The organism is Rhizobium yanglingense (assembly GCF_977109285.1).
In genome coordinates this window covers 948079-965000 of record NZ_CDSAWY010000005.1, presented here as the reverse complement: position 1 = coordinate 965000, position 16922 = coordinate 948079, and the positions used below count along the sequence as shown (strand labels likewise).

The window sequence follows — 16922 nt, the reverse complement described above, 5'->3', positions numbered from 1 at the left end:
ATGGCTGAAACCCGGCGCGCATCTCGATCTCGTCGGCGGCTTCAAGCCTAGCATGCGCGAGACCGACGACGAGGCGATCCGCCGTGCGTCCGTCTTCGTCGATACGCGGGCCGGTGCGATGAAGGAAGCGGGTGATATCGTTCAGCCACTCGAAAGCGGCGTGCTCAACGAGGGTGCGATCAAGGCTGAACTTGCCGAACTCGTTCGCGGAACCCGAGGCGGCCGCAGCGCGGCAGGCGAAATCACGCTTTTCAAATCGGTGGGCGCTGCGCTCGAGGATCTCGCCGGAGCGATTCTCGCCTATGAAACCGTCACCGGCGGGAAATAAGCGCAATGCCCGTTCTGCCGGAACTTCCGGTTTCTCACGTTCTGCCCGAGATCGGAACCGCACTTGCCGAAAGCGGACGGGCCGTTCTTTCAGCGCCACCCGGCGCAGGGAAGACCACGCTTGTGCCGCTTTATCTGCTGGATCAACCATGGCGCAACGACGGCAGGATCATTCTGCTGGAGCCACGGCGGCTGGCAGCGCGGGCTGCGGCGAGCCGCATGGCCGTTCTGCTCGGCGAACAGGTGGGCGAAACAGTCGGCTACCGCATGCGCCTCGACAACCGCATTTCCGGCAAGACGCGGATCGAAGTGGTCACCGAAGGGGTCTTTGCGCGCATGATCCTCGATGATCCGGAACTTTCGGGGGTTTCTTCGGTCATTTTCGACGAATTTCACGAGCGTTCGCTCGATGCGGATTTCGGACTGGCATTGGCGCTCGACGTGCGCACGGCGCTCCGTAATGATCTGCGGCTTCTGGTGATGTCGGCAACGCTCGACGTCGAGCGTGTCGCAGCACTCCTCGACCATCCGCCGGTGATCGAAAGCAGGGGCCGGAGCTTTCCGATCGACGTCCGCTATCGGGATCGCCCGAGCGGCGAGCGTATAGAGGACGCCGCTATACGGGCAATCATCGAGGCCCATGCGGGTGAGACGGGATCGATCCTCGCTTTCCTGCCTGGGCAGGCCGAGATCACCCGAACGGCGGAAAGGCTCGAAGGGCGGTTCGGGTCGGATACGCTGATCGCCCCTCTCTACGGCAATCTCGGCCAGAAAGAGCAGGATGCGGCAATCCGTCCGGCGGCGAAGGGCACGCGCAAGATCGTGCTTGCGACCTCGATCGCCGAGACGTCGATCACCATCGACGGCGTGCGCATCGTAATCGACAGCGGGCTGCAACGGCTGCCGGTGTTCGAGGCTTCGACAGGTATCACACGGCTGGAGACGGTGAGGGTGTCGCGGGCTTCGGCCGACCAGCGCGCCGGGCGCGCAGGCAGAACGGAACCCGGTATCGCGATCCGCCTCTGGCACCCGGGGCAGACGGCCGCCCTGCCTGCTTTCACACCGCCGCAGATCCTGTCGAGTGATCTTTCCGGTCTCGTGCTCGATCTGGCGCATTGGGGCGTTCAGGATCCGGCATCGCTTGCCTTCGTCGATCAGCCCCCAGCGACGACACTGAGGGAGGCGCGTTCGCTGCTGCAGGAACTCGGCGCCCTGGACAAGGATGGAACCTTGACTGCGCGCGGACGGACGATGCGCGAGCTTGCACTGCCGCCGCGGCTGGCAGCCATGGTGGTTTCGGCCGGGGAAAGCGGCCACGCAAAAGAGGCTGCAATGCTTGCCGTTCTTCTCACGGAACAGGGCCTCGGCGGCACGAGCATCGACATCGAGGAACGTTTGCGGCGCTTCAAGGTGGAGAAGGGCGAAAGGGCGGATGCTTCGCGGCGCCTTGCCGGACGGCTGGCGCGCGGGCTCGACAAGACTTCCTCAAGCGCGCCACCGCTTGCCGGACAGCTCCTGCTGCATGCCTTTCCCGATCGGATTGCCCTGCAGCGCGGCGGGCGGGGACGGTACGTGATGGCAAACGGCCGTGGCGCCGAATTGTCGGAGACGGAACGTCTGGCGGGCAGCCAGATGCTGGTGATCGCCGATCTGACCGGACGCGCGACGCAGGCACGCATCCTCGCTGCGGCGGAGATTTCGCGCGGCGATGTCGAAACCCAGCTGCCAGACGTGATCAAGACCGGCGAGCAGACCTATTTCGACCTGCCGAGCAGGCAAGTCCGCGCCCGGCGCGCGACAAGGCTCGGGGCGATCGTTTTTGACGAAACGCCGTTGCCCCGGCCAGCCGGCGAGCCTGTTGCCGCAGCACTAGCCGATGGCATACGGCAATTGGGAGTCAACGCCCTGCCCTTTTCCAAGGAAGCAATCCAGCTGCGCGAACGGATCGGCTTTCTGCATCGAACGATCGGCGCGCCATGGCCGGATCTGAGCGACGCTGCGTTATTGGAACGGCTGGACGACTGGTTCACGCCCTACCAGAGCGATGCGCGCGGGCTTTCAGATATTTCCGCCGGATCGCTGACCAGCGGGCTGATGGCGCTTGTGTCGCACGAACTGCAACGTGACCTCAGTCGGCTTGCACCGACGCATTTCGAAGCGCCAACGGGCCAGCGGCATCCGATCCAGTATGACGGCGAGGAGCCGCTGCTGACGATCCGGGTACAGGAGCTTTTCGGATTGAAGCAGCATCCGGCGATCGGCGGCGGACGGCTGCCGCTTCTTCTCGAACTGACCTCGCCCGCGCACCGGCCGATCCAGACGACGCGCGACCTGCCAGGGTTCTGGGCAGGTTCCTGGAAGGACGTACGTGCCGAAATGCGAGGCCGCTACCCGCGGCATTCCTGGCCGGAGCGGCCAGAGGAAGCCTTGCCGACGACACGCGCCAAGCCGCGTGGTACATAAGCCTGGGCGAGGAGCCGAGCATGGCCGATGACGTCAACAACACACCTCAGAACGACCGGCATAGCAGCCGCAGGCTGCGCCTGCAGACGCTCGTACGTTTGCGCTGGCTCGCGGTCGGCGGACAGGCGGCGACGGTTTTCATCGTTGCCTTCTGGCTGAAATTTCCGTTGCCGCTGCTCGCCAGCAGCTTGCTGATCGCAGCGCTTGCCTGGGTCAATTTCTTTTTGACGATCCGCTATCCGCCGACACATCGCCTGAAACCGCCGGCTGCCCTCGCGCTGCTTGGGCTGGATCTGTTGCAGCTCTGCGCGCTGCTGTTTATCACCGGCGGCCTGGCGAACCCGTTTGCAGCGCTCGTCTGCGTGCCGGTCATCATTTCCTTTGCCTCCCAGCCGATCCGCTACAGCGTTGCACTCATCGTCTTTGCAATGGTCTGCATCACGATCCTCGCCTTCTCGCCCTTCCCGCTTCCATGGTTCAACGGTGCGGAGATCAATGTGCACAACGTCATGCAGTTCGGTGTCTGGTGCTCGATTGCTTCGACCATGGTCTTTGCAGCTTTTTATGCCTATCGCGTTTCGATGGAAGCGAGCCAGCTGGCGGATGCACTGGCCGCGACCGAACTCGTGCTACAGAGGGAAAAGCACCTCTCGCAACTCGACGGCCTGGCCGCGGCGGCGGCACATGAGCTCGGAACGCCGCTTGCGACGATCAGCGTCGTCGCAAAGGAGATGGAGCGCGAACTGAAGGACGACGACCGGTTCCGCGAGGACGTGCAACTGCTGCGCAGCCAGAGCGAACGTTGCCGCGATATCTTGAAGCGACTGACGAGCCTTTCGGCAGAGGGCGATGCGCATATGCGGCGGCTGCCGCTGTCTTCGATGATCGAGGAGATCATTGCGCCCTATCGCGAATTTCCGATCGAAGTCGAGCTGATCGAGAAAAGCCCGCGCAAGGGTGAACCGGTGACGGAGCGCAATGCCGGGATCATCTATGGGCTTGGCAATCTCATCGAAAATGCTGTCGATTATGCTCGCGAGAAGGTAACGGTCACGGTCGAACATGACCACAACAAGGTGCTGATCGTCATCGAGGACGACGGCAACGGCTACGCACCGGATATACTCACCCGTATCGGAGAGCCTTACGTCACCAAAAGGCAGAAGGAGGATACTGCAGGCGGGCTGGGGCTTGGACTTTTCATCGCCAAGACGCTGCTTGAACGTTCTGGTGCGACGCTGGTTTTCGAGAACCGCGATCCGGAAAGTGAAGGAGCGCGTATCCGTGTCGAATGGCCGCGCATGCTCATCGATGCAAATTCGACAAAATGACTTTATCGGCATAATGAAGATATGTGCAGTTGGCAAATATAGGGCGGGTTGCAAACCGCCAGGATCGAAGACCATGACCGAACAAAGCCACGAAACCCTTACCGTCGGCGAACACGACATCGGCCCCGATGCGAGCCTCTTGATCGTTGACGATGACGGTCCCTTCCTGCGACGCCTGGCACGCGCGATGGAGACACGCGGCTTCCAGGTCGAAACGGCCGAATCGGTTGCGGAAGGAGTTGCGAAGTCGAAGAGCCATCCGCCGAAATATGCGGTGGTCGACCTACGGCTCGGCGATGGTAACGGCCTCGACGTCATCGAGGCGATCCGCCAGCGCCGGGACGATACGCGGATCATCGTGCTGACGGGCTACGGCAATATCGCAACGGCGGTGACGGCCGTGAAGCTGGGAGCTGTCGACTACCTCGCGAAGCCTGCCGATGCGGACGACGTGTTCGCAGCCTTGACTCAGCGGCCGGGCGAAAAGGCGGAACTTCCCGAAAACCCGATGTCGGCCGACCGGGTTCGTTGGGAACATATCCAGCGTGTCTACGAAATGTGCGAGCGCAACGTCTCCGAAACAGCGCGGCGGCTCAACATGCACCGCCGCACGCTGCAGCGAATTCTCGCCAAACGCGCTCCGAAATAGACGCTGTTAAATATCGTCGGTGGCAAGCTGCTTGCCATTCGCCCATTCGGCCAGCATCAGTCTTTGCGCGGCGGCACGGGAGAAATTCAGCATGACCGACTTGCGGGTTGCCGGCGCCAGGCGGTGTTCCGGCGCTTCGCGGATCATATGCGCGCCATAGCCGTCCGACAGGAACAGTCCGCATTCCGCCGGGAAGATATCAAGCGGGACATCCTTGTGCGTCGCAAAGAAAAGCCGGTCGCAATGCAGCCGGTATTCGGGCCATTTGCGATCAACGCGAAAATCCTCGATTGAGGTTTTGATCTCGATAATCCAGATCTCGCCCTTTTCCGACATGGTGATCAGATCGGCGCGCCGGCCGCTCGCCAACGGCAGTTCAGGCAGAACCGCATGACGCATGTCGTGAAGTAATATCTGAGTCCCTCGGCGCACGAGCATAGCTCTGTCCGATTGCCGCCCATCTATTAACGGATTGTTATTGTAAACGCTCAAAATCGTCATGGATAACCGTTTGGGAACACTGCGCTCTGTTGCAAAAAAACCATGCGGTTCTACTTTGCCGCTGCGGGCAACTCTCGTCGCACTGCAACATCTTGCAAAGACGAAGTTAATCGAAAATAAACCATAATCAAAGATGGTTCCAAGACCGTTTCCTCACTGCCAATCCTAAGAGATATTCATGCGCATCCGCAATGCATTCCCTGTGTTCGGCCTGATTGCGACCCTCGCTCTGGCCGGCTGCTCCACCAATTCCGATCGCGCTTCCCTCGAAGACAAGGCCGCCGGCCCGACTGTCCAGACAGCGCAGATCTTCGACGACGCCTACGGCGTGAGGACTGATGCCGGATACGCTCTGCCCGCCATCCCGATCCAGCGCGTCAAGCCGGAGTTCCGCCGACAGATCGTTTCCTACGAGACGACCGAGCGTCCGGGCACGATCATCGTCAACACCCGCGAACGCCACCTTTACTACGTCCTTCCGGGCGGCAAGGCGATGCGCTACGGCATCGGCGTCGGCAAGCAGGGCTTCGCATGGGCCGGCACGGCTTATGTCGCCTGGAAGCAGGAATGGCCGACCTGGCATCCGCCGAAGGAAATGGCTGTCCGCAAGCCCGACATTGCAAAATACGTCGAAGACGGCATGGGCCCAGGTCTCACGAATCCGCTCGGCGCACGCGCCATGTATCTCTTCAACGAAAAGGGTCAAGATACCCTTTTCCGTCTTCACGGCACGCCCGAATGGGCCTCCATCGGCACCGCGGCTTCGTCCGGCTGCATCCGCCTCATGAACCAGGACGTTATCGACCTCTACAGCCGTGTCCGTCCGGGCAAGGCGACCAAGGTCATCGTTATCCAGTAAGCTAAAAAGCGAATTCGGTATAAAAAAGGCCGCCGGAATTTTCTTCCGGTGGCCTTTTTGTTAGATCATGAGCCTTGTGCAGCCTGCTTGCCTTTGAGCTCAAGACGGCGGCGATGAAGAACCGGTTCCGTGTAGCCGCTCGGCTGCTCCCTGCCCTTCAAGACAAGATCGACGGCAGCCTGGAAGGCGACCGAGCGCTCGAAATTCTCCGCCATCGGCATATAGGCAGGATCGCCGGCATTCTGCTGATCGACGACTGCGGCCATGCGCTTCATCGTTTCGATGATCTGCGCTTCGCTGACGACCTTGTGGTGCAGCCAGTTGGCCATGTGCTGAGCGGAAATGCGAAGCGTTGCGCGGTCTTCCATCAGCCCGACATTGTTGATGTCGGGCACCTTTGAGCAGCCGACACCTTGATCGACCCAACGGACGACGTAGCCGAGGATGCCTTGCGCATTATTGTCGAGTTCTCGCTGGATTTCTTCCGCTGTCCAGTTCGGCCGGGTGGCGACAGGAACGGAAAGGATATCGGAGAGCTTGGCGCGGGCACGATCCTTCAGTCCGCGCTGCACATCGGCCACGTTGATCCGGTGATAATGCGTCGCATGCAGTGTTGCTGCGGTTGGCGAGGGAACCCAGGCGGTGTTGGCGCCGGCCTTCGGGTGAGCGATCTTCTGCTCCAGCATGGCTGCCATCAGGTCGGGCATCGCCCACATGCCCTTACCGATCTGCGCGTGACCGGACAGGCCGCATTCGAGGCCGATATCGACGTTCCAGTTCTCGTAGGCGGAAATCCAGGCCGCCTGCTTCATATCGCCCTTGCGGATCATCGGGCCGGCTTCCATCGAGGTATGGATTTCGTCTCCGGTACGGTCGAGGAAGCCCGTATTGATGAAGACGACACGCTCGCGGGCAGCACGAATGCATTCCTTGAGATTTACCGTCGTGCGGCGCTCCTCATCCATGATCCCCATCTTCATCGTGTTCTTCGGCATGCCGAGCAGTTCTTCGACGCGGGAGAAAATCTCGACGGCGAAGGCCACTTCCTCAGGCCCATGCATCTTCGGCTTGACGACATACATCGAGCCGGTGCGCGAGTTCTTGTGGAGGCCGTTGGGACCGATATCGTAAAGCGCGATCAGGCCCGTAATGGCGGCATCCATGATGCCTTCAGGAACTTCCCGGCCGTCGCGGTCGAGTATAGCCGGATTGCCCATAAGGTGGCCGACATTGCGGACGAGCATCAGCGAGCGGCGGTGCAAGTCAAAGGCGGAACCGTCCGGCGCCTGATAGGTGATGTCGGGATTGAGCCTGCGGACGAAAGTCGTGCCGCCTTTGCTCACCTCCTCCTGCAGGTCACCCTTCATGAGACCAAGCCAGTTGCGATAGACGACGACCTTGTCCTCGGCATCGACGGCGGCGATCGAATCCTCGCAGTCCATGATCGTCGTGATCGCAGATTCGAGCCAGACATCGGAGATCTGCGCCGGATCGCCCTTTCCGATTGGTGTCGAGCCATCGATGATAATCTCGATGTGAATACCGTTGTTTTTCAAGAGAAGATGTGTCGGCGTGTCCGCATCGCCTCGATAGCCGGCGAAATGCCGATTATCCGTGAGGGCCAGTTTCTCGCCGTCCGTCGAGGTGACCGCGAGAATTCCGCCGTCGGCCTTGAAGGCAGCCGCATCCTTCCAGCTCGCGCCTTCGAGCGGCGCGGCGCTGTCCAGAAAATCGCGAACCCAGGCAATGACCTTTTCGCCGCGCTTCGGATTGTATCCCTTGCCTTTTTCCGCTCCATCGCTTTCGGGAATGGCATCGGTGCCGTAAAGCGCATCATAGAGTGAACCCCAGCGAGCATTTGCGGCGTTCAGCGCGTAACGCGCATTCATGACGGGAACGACGAGCTGAGGCCCTGCAATCGAAGCGATCTCGGGATCGACATTCTCGGTCGAAACTTGGAAATCCGAGCCTTCCGGCAGCAGGTAGCCGATTTGGCGCAGAAAGGCTTGATAGCTTTCCATTTCCGCCGGCGCACCGTTCTGGCGGTACCATTCGTCAATACGCGCCTGCAGGTGATCGCGTTTCAGAAGCAGTTCGCGATTCTTCGGCGCAAGGTCATGAACGATTGCGGAAAAGCCGGCGAAAAATGCATCCGCGTCAACCGGAAGGCCGGGAAGCACTTCGTTGACGATGAAGTCATGAAGGACAGTTTCGATGGCAAGACCGTTCTTTTCGATGCAGCTCATGCAATTCTCCTCCCGCGGAAGGCGGCGTTTTCACATGCTGTCAATTTGCGCCGCTTTCATTCATAGTCAATTCTGCAATAGTTCGAAAGATTTATGCCGATTAGGAAATAGTACGCTCCGTGACGCGCATCGGCAGACCGTTCTGAGGTTGGGTCGTCAGCTTTTGCACCGGCCAGGGATTGGTCTTTTCCGTCACATCGAAGCGGAAACGGCTCATCAATACGGCTAGCGCGATGACCGCCTCCTGCATGGCGAAGGTGGCACCGATGCAGACGCGCGGACCGGCACCGAATGGCAGGAACTGGAACCGGCCGATCTTGCCGCGGTTTTCCGGGAAAAACCGCTCGGGCATATAGGCACGCGGCTTCTCCCAATAGAGCTCATGCCGGTGAAGCGTCCAGGGCATGACGAGCACAGTCATGCCGGCATGGATATCGACCTTCTCGCCCCTGGAATCTGTCCAGCTGTCGTCAGCGATCGCCGCGCGGTCAATCGACGGCGCCGGCGGATAGAGCCGTAGGGCCTCTTCGAAGGCGGCGCGGGTGAAGGGCATCAGATCGAGCCATTCGACGGGCTCGGCGCCGCTTGCGAGAACGCGGCCGATCTCTTCCTCCATCGCGTCGCGGATATGCGGACTGTTCGCCACGCAATAGAGCGTCCATGCGAGCGCTCGCGCCGTCGTTTCGTGACCCGCGCCGATGAAGGTCAGAATATTGTCTTCGATTTCTTCATTGGTGAGGCCGCCCGTTGCTGCCCGGTCGAGCAGCAGAGTCAGAAAATCTTCCGGCGCCGAGCCGCGATCGGCAGCCATGCGCCGGAGCCTGGCGTCCATCGTCTCGCGCACGATGTTGCGGAACTTGTCGAGAACCTTCTGGCCACCAATGCGTGTCACCCGCGGCACCCAGGACGGCGCTCGCAGGAGATCCATGGGATCGACGCGGCCCATACGGTGCAAAAGCGCGTTCACATCCTCAGCAAAGCTGTCTGATGAGGTGACGATCTCACCGGAAAACAGCGTATCGGCGAGGATCGCAAAAGTGAGCTCGGTCATATCGCTGGCGATTTCGAATACTTGGCTCTCGCCTCCGACCGCTTCGTATTTTCGTGCATAGACCTCGGATTGCCGCAGCATTTGCCCTGCGAAACCGTTGGCGTGGCGCGGCGTGAAAACGGGAGCAACCGCCTTGCGCGATCGCTTCCAGACCTCCCCTTCGGCTGTCAGCAATCCGTCGCGCAATATGGGGCGCAATACGAGCTGGCGGATATCCGCCATGCGGTAGTTCGCGACGTTGTCGACCAGCACATGTTTGATGAGGCCCGGATCGTTGACGATGATCGTGCTATCGTGGAAGAAGCGCGTCTTGATCCAGGGAAGCGTGTAGGACGGCTCGCCCCAGAGCTCCAGCGGATTGCGAAGGATCGTGCGGATGATCTCCAGCCGCGACGGCGGCACAGAGCGCGGCAGCGGTGCGGGTGGAACAAACGGTTCCGGTCGCATATCCATGGAAGTGGCCTTTCGCGGAGGATTATAACCTCCCGCCAAGGCGAAGGTTAGAGCAGGCCCTCAAGCTCGTCCAGCTTGTCGTTGATCAGCCAGCCGTAATAATTCTCCTCTGGCCACACTAGCGCACCTGCGGCCCGGTTCTTCGCGGCGAGAGCCAAAGCGCGCTGGCGCGAATTGCCGACATTGTAAAGCGTCGCAGTCAGACCAGGATTCTTCGAAATATCCATGCCGGCGATCTGCTTGTAATCTTCGATCGACTCGCGGATCGAGGCCGCAACGAAGGCGAGCGAGATATCCGGCTCCATGATGGCGCGGTAAACGGCGCCGGCGTCCTTTTCGTTCAATCTCGGATAGCCGGAAACACGGCTGACCAGATCCGAGAGCATCAATGCCGTCAGCGGGTTCACCTGGCCGAGACCAAAGGTCTGACCGGCATAAAACGGTTGGAAGAACACGGCGCTGAAGCGATTGTTCGGGAAGCTCTTGCCGTCCACAGCCTTCCCACGGAAGTCGCGTTCCCAAACATCCTCACGGCAGCTCCAGAGCAGATAGGAATCCCGCTTGCCGTTGCACTCTGCAAACTGCGGACGATCGACGAAGGTGTCGACATCCTCGCCCTCGTAGGCAAAGCGGAAGCTCTCGCCGGCATAGGAGGCGGCCTTCACGTAGTAGGACTGAAGGCGGTCATAAGCATCGACGTTATAAGTGTGCTCGCCGACGATGGCGCCGATGATGTGGATGGGATCGATGCTGTAGGCGGCGGCCGTCTTCCTGATTTTGCCCATCAGTTCGCGATCGGTGGACAGCAGTTCGTAAACTTTCTCGTACTTCCGGTCGAAGGTCGACTTGGTGCCTTTGGTGCGGCGGACGGATGCGCCGGGGACCGCCGGCTGCTCGATGTTGCGATTGCCGGGTGGCACGACCTCAACGGCATAGGCTGGCACGGATGTGAGCGCCGCAATGGCGATCAGGAGGCATGTCAAAAGGCGTCGCACGATCAGCTATTCCGTCTGGTTATATCGTCTTCATGGCGAAGCGCGCTGACTGGACCAGAATCTTGGCCGAATAAAGCCGCGTTCACAAACAAGCGGGCCTTCACTAAGAAGTAAAAGGCCCGCTGTCGAGAGTTCAGACTGTCGAAATCCGCTGCGGAAACTGCAAAGGTTGCAGCCGGTGCGGCAATATCACAGGATGAAGCGCGAGAGATCCGTGTTCTGCGCCAGATCGCCGACGTGCTCACGCACATAGGCCGAGTCAATCTTTATCGCCGAACCACCGCGATCCGGCGCGTTGAAGGAAATGTCGTCCAGGACACGTTCCATCACCGTCTGCAGCCGGCGAGCACCGATGTTTTCGACCGAAGAGTTCAGATGGACTGCGACATCAGCCAGGGCATCGATCGCATCGTCGGTGAATTCTAGGTTCAGGTTCTCCGTTTCCATGAGAGCGCGATACTGCCGGATTAGGCTGGCTTCGGTTTCGGTCAGGATGCGGCGGAAGTCTTCCTTGGTCAGCGGCCGAAGTTCGACACGGATCGGCAGGCGGCCCTGCAGTTCCGGCAGGAGATCGGAAGGCTTTGACACATGGAAGGCGCCCGAGGCGATGAAGAGGACATGGTCCGTCTTCACCGGTCCATACTTCGTGGAGACGGTCGTTCCTTCGACGAGCGGCAGAAGATCGCGCTGCACGCCTTCGCGCGACACGCCGGCCCCCATGCCGCCGTCCCGCGCCGCAATCTTGTCGATCTCGTCGAGGAAGACAATGCCATCATTTTCGACCGCGCGCACAGCTTCGCGCTGGATGATATCATTGTCGATCAGCTTGTCGGACTCGTCCCGGATGAGATCGGTATAGGAGGCTTTCACCGTCGTGCGGACCTTCTTGGTGCGTCCGCCCAGCGCCTTGCCGAACATTTCCGAGATGTTGAGAACACCGATATTGGCACCGGGCATGCCGGGGATTTCAAAGCCGCCCATGCCCGCGCCGGTATCGGCAACCTCGATATCGATTTCCTTGTCGTCGAGTTCACCGTTGCGCAGCTTCTTGCGAAAGCTGTCACGGGTAGCAGGAGAGGCGGTCGCACCGACAAGGGCATCAAGGACGCGTTCCTCGGCGCTCATATGAGCCTTAGATTTCGACCTCGGCGCGCTTCTTGTCGCGCGCGAGCCCGATGCCGATTTCGACGAGGTCGCGGATGATTTGTTCGACATCGCGGCCGACATAACCGACCTCAGTGAACTTGGTTGCCTCGACCTTGATAAATGGCGCACCGGCAAGCTTGGCAAGACGGCGGGAAATCTCCGTTTTGCCGACGCCGGTCGGGCCGATCATCAGGATATTCTTGGGCATCACTTCGTCACGCAGGCTCGGATCGAGCTGCTGACGGCGCCAGCGGTTGCGGAGCGCAATCGCAACGGCGCGCTTGGCCTCATGCTGACCGATAATGTAGCGGTCGAGTTCGGAAACGATCTCGCGGGGGGAAAAGGTGGTCATGGTAAATCCGTTTCTCCGGGTGCGTCCAGCGCCATGAAATGGGCCGGACCGTAAATGGAAGTTCTTGTATCGACGTAGCGAAAGCCCGCCTTCTCGTATGCCCTGATCGCCCGAAGGTTTTCAGGATCCGGATCGATCACGATGCGCTTGGCGCCGTCTGCAAAAAGCTCGGACGTAAACTGGCGGATGATCGCAGCACCGTGGCCTTCGTCCGTCAGTTCCGGGATACCGATCGAGATGTCGATGCCGAGCGTACCCTTCGGCTGATCCTGATAAGGATGGCCCTCCTCAAGATGAGGATCGTAACTTTGCAGATAACCTATAGGCTTTCCGTCCAGTTCCACGATCATTGGCCGGGTTTCTTCGCTCGTCATTGCCTCTTCGATCGAACCAAGCTCCGTTGAAGGTTCGCCCCACCATCTCGCGACATGCGGCTCCGCAAGCCATTGCGCCAGAAGAGGGAAATCCTCACGGCAGACGTCGCGGAAACGGTATCGGGAGGCAGGCTTAGTTTTCAGCATCCAGTGTTTCCACCACCATGTTGTGGTTCGTATAGACGCAGATATCGGCTGCGATATCCAGCGCGCGGCGGGCGACCTCCTCGGCAGACTTGTCCGTATCCATCAGGGCACGCGCCGCCGCCAATGCGTAGTTGCCGCCAGATCCGATCGCCGTGACGCCATGCTCGGGCTCTAAAACATCGCCGTTGCCGGTGACTGCCAGTGTTATCGATTTGTCGGCGACCAGCATCATGGCCTCGAGATTGCGAAGATATTTGTCCGTGCGCCAGTCCTTGGCGAGCTCAACGGCTGCGCGCATTAACTGGCCCGGATACTGCTCGAGCTTCTTTTCAAGACGCTCGAGCAGCGTAAATGCGTCCGCGGTCGCACCAGCAAAGCCGGCAATGACCTCGCCCTTACCAATACGGCGCACCTTGCGCGCATTGCCCTTCATGACGGTCTGACCGAGGCTGACCTGGCCGTCACCGGCCATCACCACCTTGCCGCCCTTTCGAATTGTAATAATCGTTGTCATCAAAACATCCTTGCCCGGATCAGCGGGCGTTACGCCGAGCCGCTCTCCGGCCCTGTGAGCCCTATGTAAGTTGGCCGATGCCGATTGCAAATGGGCCGGTTTTTCTGCCGGTGCGCTTCTGGATATTTTAGGGAACGCCTGATAAGGAACGGCCGTCATTCCTGATGGAGCAGCCATATGGCCGAGACTGCAGCAAGCCGCATGGGCAATGTTTCCCGCAAGACGAACGAGACTTCGGTTTCCGTTTCCGTCAATCTCGATGGTAGCGGCAAAGCCAAGATCTCGACGGGCATCGGCTTCTTCGACCACATGCTCGATCAGCTTTCGCGACATTCCCTGATCGATATGGAGATCGAGACGAAGGGTGACCTGCATGTGGACGATCACCACACGGTCGAAGATACCGGGATTGCGATAGGCCAGGCGATTGCACAAGCGCTCAGCGACCGCCGTGGCATCACCCGCTATGCTTCGATCGACCTTGCCATGGACGAGACGATGACGAAAGCCGCCGTCGATCTTTCCGGCCGGCCGTTCCTTGTCTGGAACGTCGCCTTCAACGCGCCAAAGATCGGCACCTTCGATACGGAACTTGTCCGCGAATTCTTCCAGGCACTTGCGCAGAACGCCGGCATCACCTTGCATATCTTGAACCATTATGGTGCCAACAACCACCATATTGCAGAGACCTGCTTCAAGGCCGTTGCCCGCGCGTTGCGCATGGCGACAGAGATCGATCCAAGACAGGCGGGCCGTGTTCCCTCGACGAAGGGCACGCTCGTCTGAGCCCCTTCAGGGAGCTTGAACGATATGACTTCCAGCTATCTGGTTTTGACGGCTCCGGGCGGAACAGATGTCACCCATGAGAAGACGCGCGTCATCCGCGACGGCTTCACGCTGCTCGGCTTTCTCTTTCCCTGGCTATGGCTTCTTATACACCGGCTTTGGCTCTATGCGATTGCAGCGTTCCTGCTTCAGGCGCTCGGCGGCGTTTTAATGGATCGGCCCGGACTCTGGCCGGCAGGCTTTGCGATCACGCTCGGCACTTGCATCCTAGCCGGCTTCGAGGGCCAGAACCTGCGAATTCGAAATCTCGCTTCCAAAGGCTGGAACGAGGAAGCCGTGATTACGGCAGATTCGCTTGCGACAGCGGAAGAGATCTATTTTTCGAATATCGAGACCAATGCCGATGGCGACCGCATGCCGGCGCCGGAGTGGGAGCGACACCCGCATTCCCCCGGCCGCCACGGCAATACGACTTCGCTTGGTCTCTTTGGATTTAACGGAGGACGCTGATGCGCGTCGCAATTATCGACTACGGCTCGGGCAATCTGCGCTCGGCAACGAAGGCCTTCGAACGCGCCGCGCGCGAGGCAGGCATCGACGCCCATATCGATTTGACGGACAAGGCCGAGAATGTCGCGTCGGCCGACCGGGTCGTGCTGCCGGGTGTCGGTGCCTATGCCGATTGCCGCCACGGGCTCGATGCCGTTCCCGGCATGGCCGAAGCGCTGATCGAAGCGGTTGAGAGGAAGGCAAGGCCGTTCCTCGGTATCTGCGTCGGTATGCAGCTGATGTCGTCGCGCGGCCTAGAAAAAACGGTGACGGAAGGTTTCGGCTGGATTCCTGGCGACGTCGTTGAAATGACACCGGACGATCCCAATCTCAAGATTCCGCAGATCGGCTGGAACACGCTCGACCTTCGGCATCCGCATCCACTCTTCGAAGGCATTCCGACAGGGCCTGATGGCCTGCATGCCTATTTCGTGCATTCCTACTATCTGGCCGCCGAAACCGCCGGCGATGTCATCGCCACGACGGAGTATGGCAGAGCGATGACGGCCTTCGTCGGACGCGACAACATGGCAGGTTCGCAATTCCATCCGGAGAAGAGCCAGAAGCTCGGTCTCGCCCTGATCACCAATTTCCTGCGCTGGAAGCCTTAGGCTCGCGCAGATCGCAAGGACTGAACCAACATGATCCTATTTCCCGCCATCGACCTCAAGGACGGCCAATGCGTTCGCCTGAAGCTCGGCGATATGGAGCAGGCAACGGTTTACAACCCCGACCCTGCCGCACAGGCCAAAACGTTCGAAGACCAGGGCTTCGAATGGCTGCACGTTGTTGACCTCAACGGCGCCTTTATCGGCGAAAGCGTCAATGGCGCGGCCGTCGACACGATCCTCAAGGCAACGAAGAACCCGGTGCAGCTCGGCGGCGGCATCCGAACGCTGTCGCATATCGAAAACTGGCTCTCCCGCGGCCTGAAACGTGTGATCCTCGGTACGGTTGCCGTTCGCGATCCGGCGCTGGTCATCGAGGCCTGCAAGCAGTTTCCGGGCAGCGTCGCCGTCGGCATCGATGCGAAGGGCGGCAAGGTGGCCGTGGAGGGCTGGGCGGAAGCCTCCGAGCTTGGCGTCGTCGAACTTGCCAGGAAATTCGAAGGTGCCGGCGTCGCGGCAATCATCTACACCGACATCGATCGCGATGGGATCTTGACCGGCATCAACTGGACCTCGACACTGGAGCTTGCCGATGCCGTTTCGATCCCGGTGATTGCCTCGGGCGGGCTCGCTTCGATCGAGGATGTGAAGCGCATGCTGCAGCCCGACGCCCGCAAGCTGGAAGGTGCCATCTCCGGCCGTGCGCTGTATGATGGACGTATTGATCCTCAGGAAGCCTTGGCGCTGATCAAGGCGGCGCGGGAAAAGGAAGACACACAATGACCCTGAAAGCCCGCGTCATCCCTTGCCTCGACGTCAAAGACGGCCGTGTCGTCAAGGGCGTCAACTTCGTCAACCTGATCGATGCCGGTGATCCGGTCGAGGCTGCGAAAGCCTACGATGCTGCCGGCGCAGACGAGCTCTGCTTCCTCGACATCACGGCCTCATCGGACAATCGCGAAACGATCTTCGATGTCGTTTCCCGCACCGCCGAACAGTGCTTCATGCCGCTGACTGTCGGCGGCGGCGTGCGCAGCATCGGCGATATCCGCAAACTGCTGCTGTGCGGTGCCGACAAGGTCTCGATCAATTCGGCGGCCGTGAACAATCCGGACTTCGTCGCTGAAGCTGCCGACAAGTTCGGCGACCAATGCATCGTCGTTTCGATCGACGCCAAGCGGCGGCGCACGCAGGCTGTTGGCCAGGACAACTTGAGCGCCTGGGAGATCTATACCCACGGCGGCCGCAACGCGACCGGCATCGATGCCGTGGAGTTTGCACAGAAGATGGTTGCCCGCGGCGCCGGCGAGCTGCTTGTCACCTCGATGGATCGCGACGGCACGAAAGTCGGCTACGATCTTGAGCTCACCCGGGCGATCGCCGATTGCGTCCGCGTGCCCGTCATTGCGTCGGGCGGCGTCGGCGATCTCGACGATCTGGTCGCAGGCGTGAAGGACGGGCATGCCAATGCCGTGCTTGCTGCCTCCATCTTCCATTTCGGCACCTATTCCGTCGGCGAAGCGAAGCACTATATGTCGTCGCATGGCATCGCGATGCGCCTCGACTGATTG

Annotated in this window: 16 protein-coding genes and 1 pseudogene (1 of these 17 running past the window's edge); 10 read left to right on the top strand and 7 right to left on the bottom strand. The window is 60.3% G+C overall.

What is annotated here, in order from left to right:
- From lhpI to ACW4PC_RS14270, 4 genes are all read left to right on the top strand, one after another.
- A protein-coding gene (gene lhpI, locus ACW4PC_RS14285) for a bifunctional Delta(1)-pyrroline-2-carboxylate/Delta(1)-piperideine-2-carboxylate reductase (protein WP_455874230.1) crosses the window boundary here: on the top strand, window positions 1-328 show its 3' end. 620 nt of this gene lie to the left of the window's left edge; 328 of the gene's 948 nt are visible here — the last part of the coding sequence; its start codon lies off the left edge, out of view; the stop codon is at window positions 326-328.
- A 5-nt stretch (window positions 329-333) separates the two neighbouring features.
- Complete coding sequence (gene hrpB / locus ACW4PC_RS14280) at window positions 334-2790, top strand: ATP-dependent helicase HrpB (RefSeq protein ID WP_455874229.1); 2457 nt, start codon at window positions 334-336, stop codon at window positions 2788-2790.
- Between the two features lie 20 nt (window positions 2791-2810).
- The gene (locus ACW4PC_RS14275; protein WP_455874228.1) at window positions 2811-4121 is read left to right on the top strand and encodes an ActS/PrrB/RegB family redox-sensitive histidine kinase; all 1311 of its coding nucleotides are present in this window, start codon (window positions 2811-2813) and stop codon (window positions 4119-4121) included.
- A gap of 73 nt (window positions 4122-4194) precedes the next feature.
- A complete protein-coding gene (locus ACW4PC_RS14270) occupies window positions 4195-4770 on the top strand; it encodes an ActR/PrrA/RegA family redox response regulator transcription factor (protein WP_455874227.1) in 576 nt (191 codons plus the stop codon).
- Between the two features lie 6 nt (window positions 4771-4776).
- On the opposite strand, the gene ACW4PC_RS14265 is transcribed toward ACW4PC_RS14270, so the two are convergent.
- Window positions 4777-5271 carry an MmcB family DNA repair protein gene (locus ACW4PC_RS14265; RefSeq protein WP_074066151.1) on the bottom strand — a complete coding sequence of 165 codons (495 nt, stop codon included), beginning with the start codon at window positions 5269-5271 and terminating at the stop codon, window positions 4777-4779.
- Window positions 5272-5449: 178 nt separating this feature from the next.
- On the opposite strand from ACW4PC_RS14265, the gene ACW4PC_RS14260 reads away from it, so the two are divergent.
- Entirely contained in the window at window positions 5450-6130 is a 681-nt protein-coding gene (locus ACW4PC_RS14260; RefSeq protein WP_022718454.1) for a L,D-transpeptidase, read from the top strand.
- Window positions 6131-6195: 65 nt separating this feature from the next.
- Here ACW4PC_RS14260 and ACW4PC_RS14255 read toward each other — a convergent pair whose 3' ends face one another.
- The 6 genes and pseudogenes from ACW4PC_RS14255 to hslV all read right to left on the bottom strand — a co-directional run bounded on the left by ACW4PC_RS14255 (window position 6196) and on the right by hslV (window position 13408).
- Window positions 6196-8376, bottom strand: coding sequence for a malate synthase G (locus ACW4PC_RS14255; protein ID WP_455874226.1), 2181 nt, complete (start codon window positions 8374-8376; stop codon window positions 6196-6198).
- A gap of 100 nt (window positions 8377-8476) precedes the next feature.
- Complete coding sequence (locus ACW4PC_RS14250; RefSeq protein ID WP_455874225.1) at window positions 8477-9880, bottom strand: cytochrome P450; 1404 nt, start codon at window positions 9878-9880, stop codon at window positions 8477-8479.
- 47 nt (window positions 9881-9927) lie between these two features.
- Window positions 9928-10875, bottom strand: coding sequence for a DUF1402 family protein (locus ACW4PC_RS14245; protein WP_092586513.1), 948 nt, complete (start codon window positions 10873-10875; stop codon window positions 9928-9930).
- 189 nt (window positions 10876-11064) lie between these two features.
- A pseudogene (gene hslU / locus ACW4PC_RS14240) lies at window positions 11065-12373 on the bottom strand (ATP-dependent protease ATPase subunit HslU).
- Window positions 12370-12894 (bottom strand): GNAT family N-acetyltransferase, encoded by a 525-nt coding sequence (locus tag ACW4PC_RS14235; protein ID WP_455874224.1) that lies wholly within the window; start codon window positions 12892-12894, stop codon window positions 12370-12372. Before ACW4PC_RS14235 ends, hslU begins: the two are co-directional and overlap by 4 nt.
- Entirely contained in the window at window positions 12881-13408 is a 528-nt protein-coding gene (gene hslV, locus ACW4PC_RS14230) for an ATP-dependent protease subunit HslV (protein WP_022718448.1), read from the bottom strand. The genes ACW4PC_RS14235 and hslV overlap by 14 nt, the downstream gene beginning before the upstream one ends.
- A gap of 177 nt (window positions 13409-13585) precedes the next feature.
- Here hslV and hisB point away from each other — a divergent pair, with 177 nt between their 5' ends.
- The 5 genes from hisB to hisF are packed head-to-tail and all read left to right on the top strand — an operon-like array spanning window position 13586 to window position 16919.
- Window positions 13586-14194, top strand: coding sequence for an imidazoleglycerol-phosphate dehydratase HisB (gene hisB / locus ACW4PC_RS14225; protein ID WP_455874223.1), 609 nt, complete (start codon window positions 13586-13588; stop codon window positions 14192-14194).
- 24 nt (window positions 14195-14218) lie between these two features.
- A complete protein-coding gene (locus ACW4PC_RS14220; protein ID WP_455874222.1) occupies window positions 14219-14704 on the top strand; it encodes a DUF2628 domain-containing protein in 486 nt (161 codons plus the stop codon).
- Window positions 14704-15354, top strand: a complete 651-nt coding sequence (gene hisH, locus ACW4PC_RS14215) for an imidazole glycerol phosphate synthase subunit HisH (RefSeq protein WP_455874221.1) — start codon at window positions 14704-14706, stop codon at window positions 15352-15354. The genes ACW4PC_RS14220 and hisH overlap by 1 nt, the downstream gene beginning before the upstream one ends.
- A 30-nt stretch (window positions 15355-15384) precedes the next feature.
- Complete coding sequence (gene hisA / locus ACW4PC_RS14210) at window positions 15385-16134, top strand: 1-(5-phosphoribosyl)-5-[(5-phosphoribosylamino)methylideneamino]imidazole-4-carboxamide isomerase (RefSeq protein ID WP_455874220.1); 750 nt, start codon at window positions 15385-15387, stop codon at window positions 16132-16134.
- A complete protein-coding gene (hisF, locus tag ACW4PC_RS14205; protein ID WP_074066142.1) occupies window positions 16131-16919 on the top strand; it encodes an imidazole glycerol phosphate synthase subunit HisF in 789 nt (262 codons plus the stop codon). Before hisA ends, hisF begins: the two co-directional genes overlap by 4 nt.
- Window positions 16920-16922: the final 3 nt, after the last annotated feature.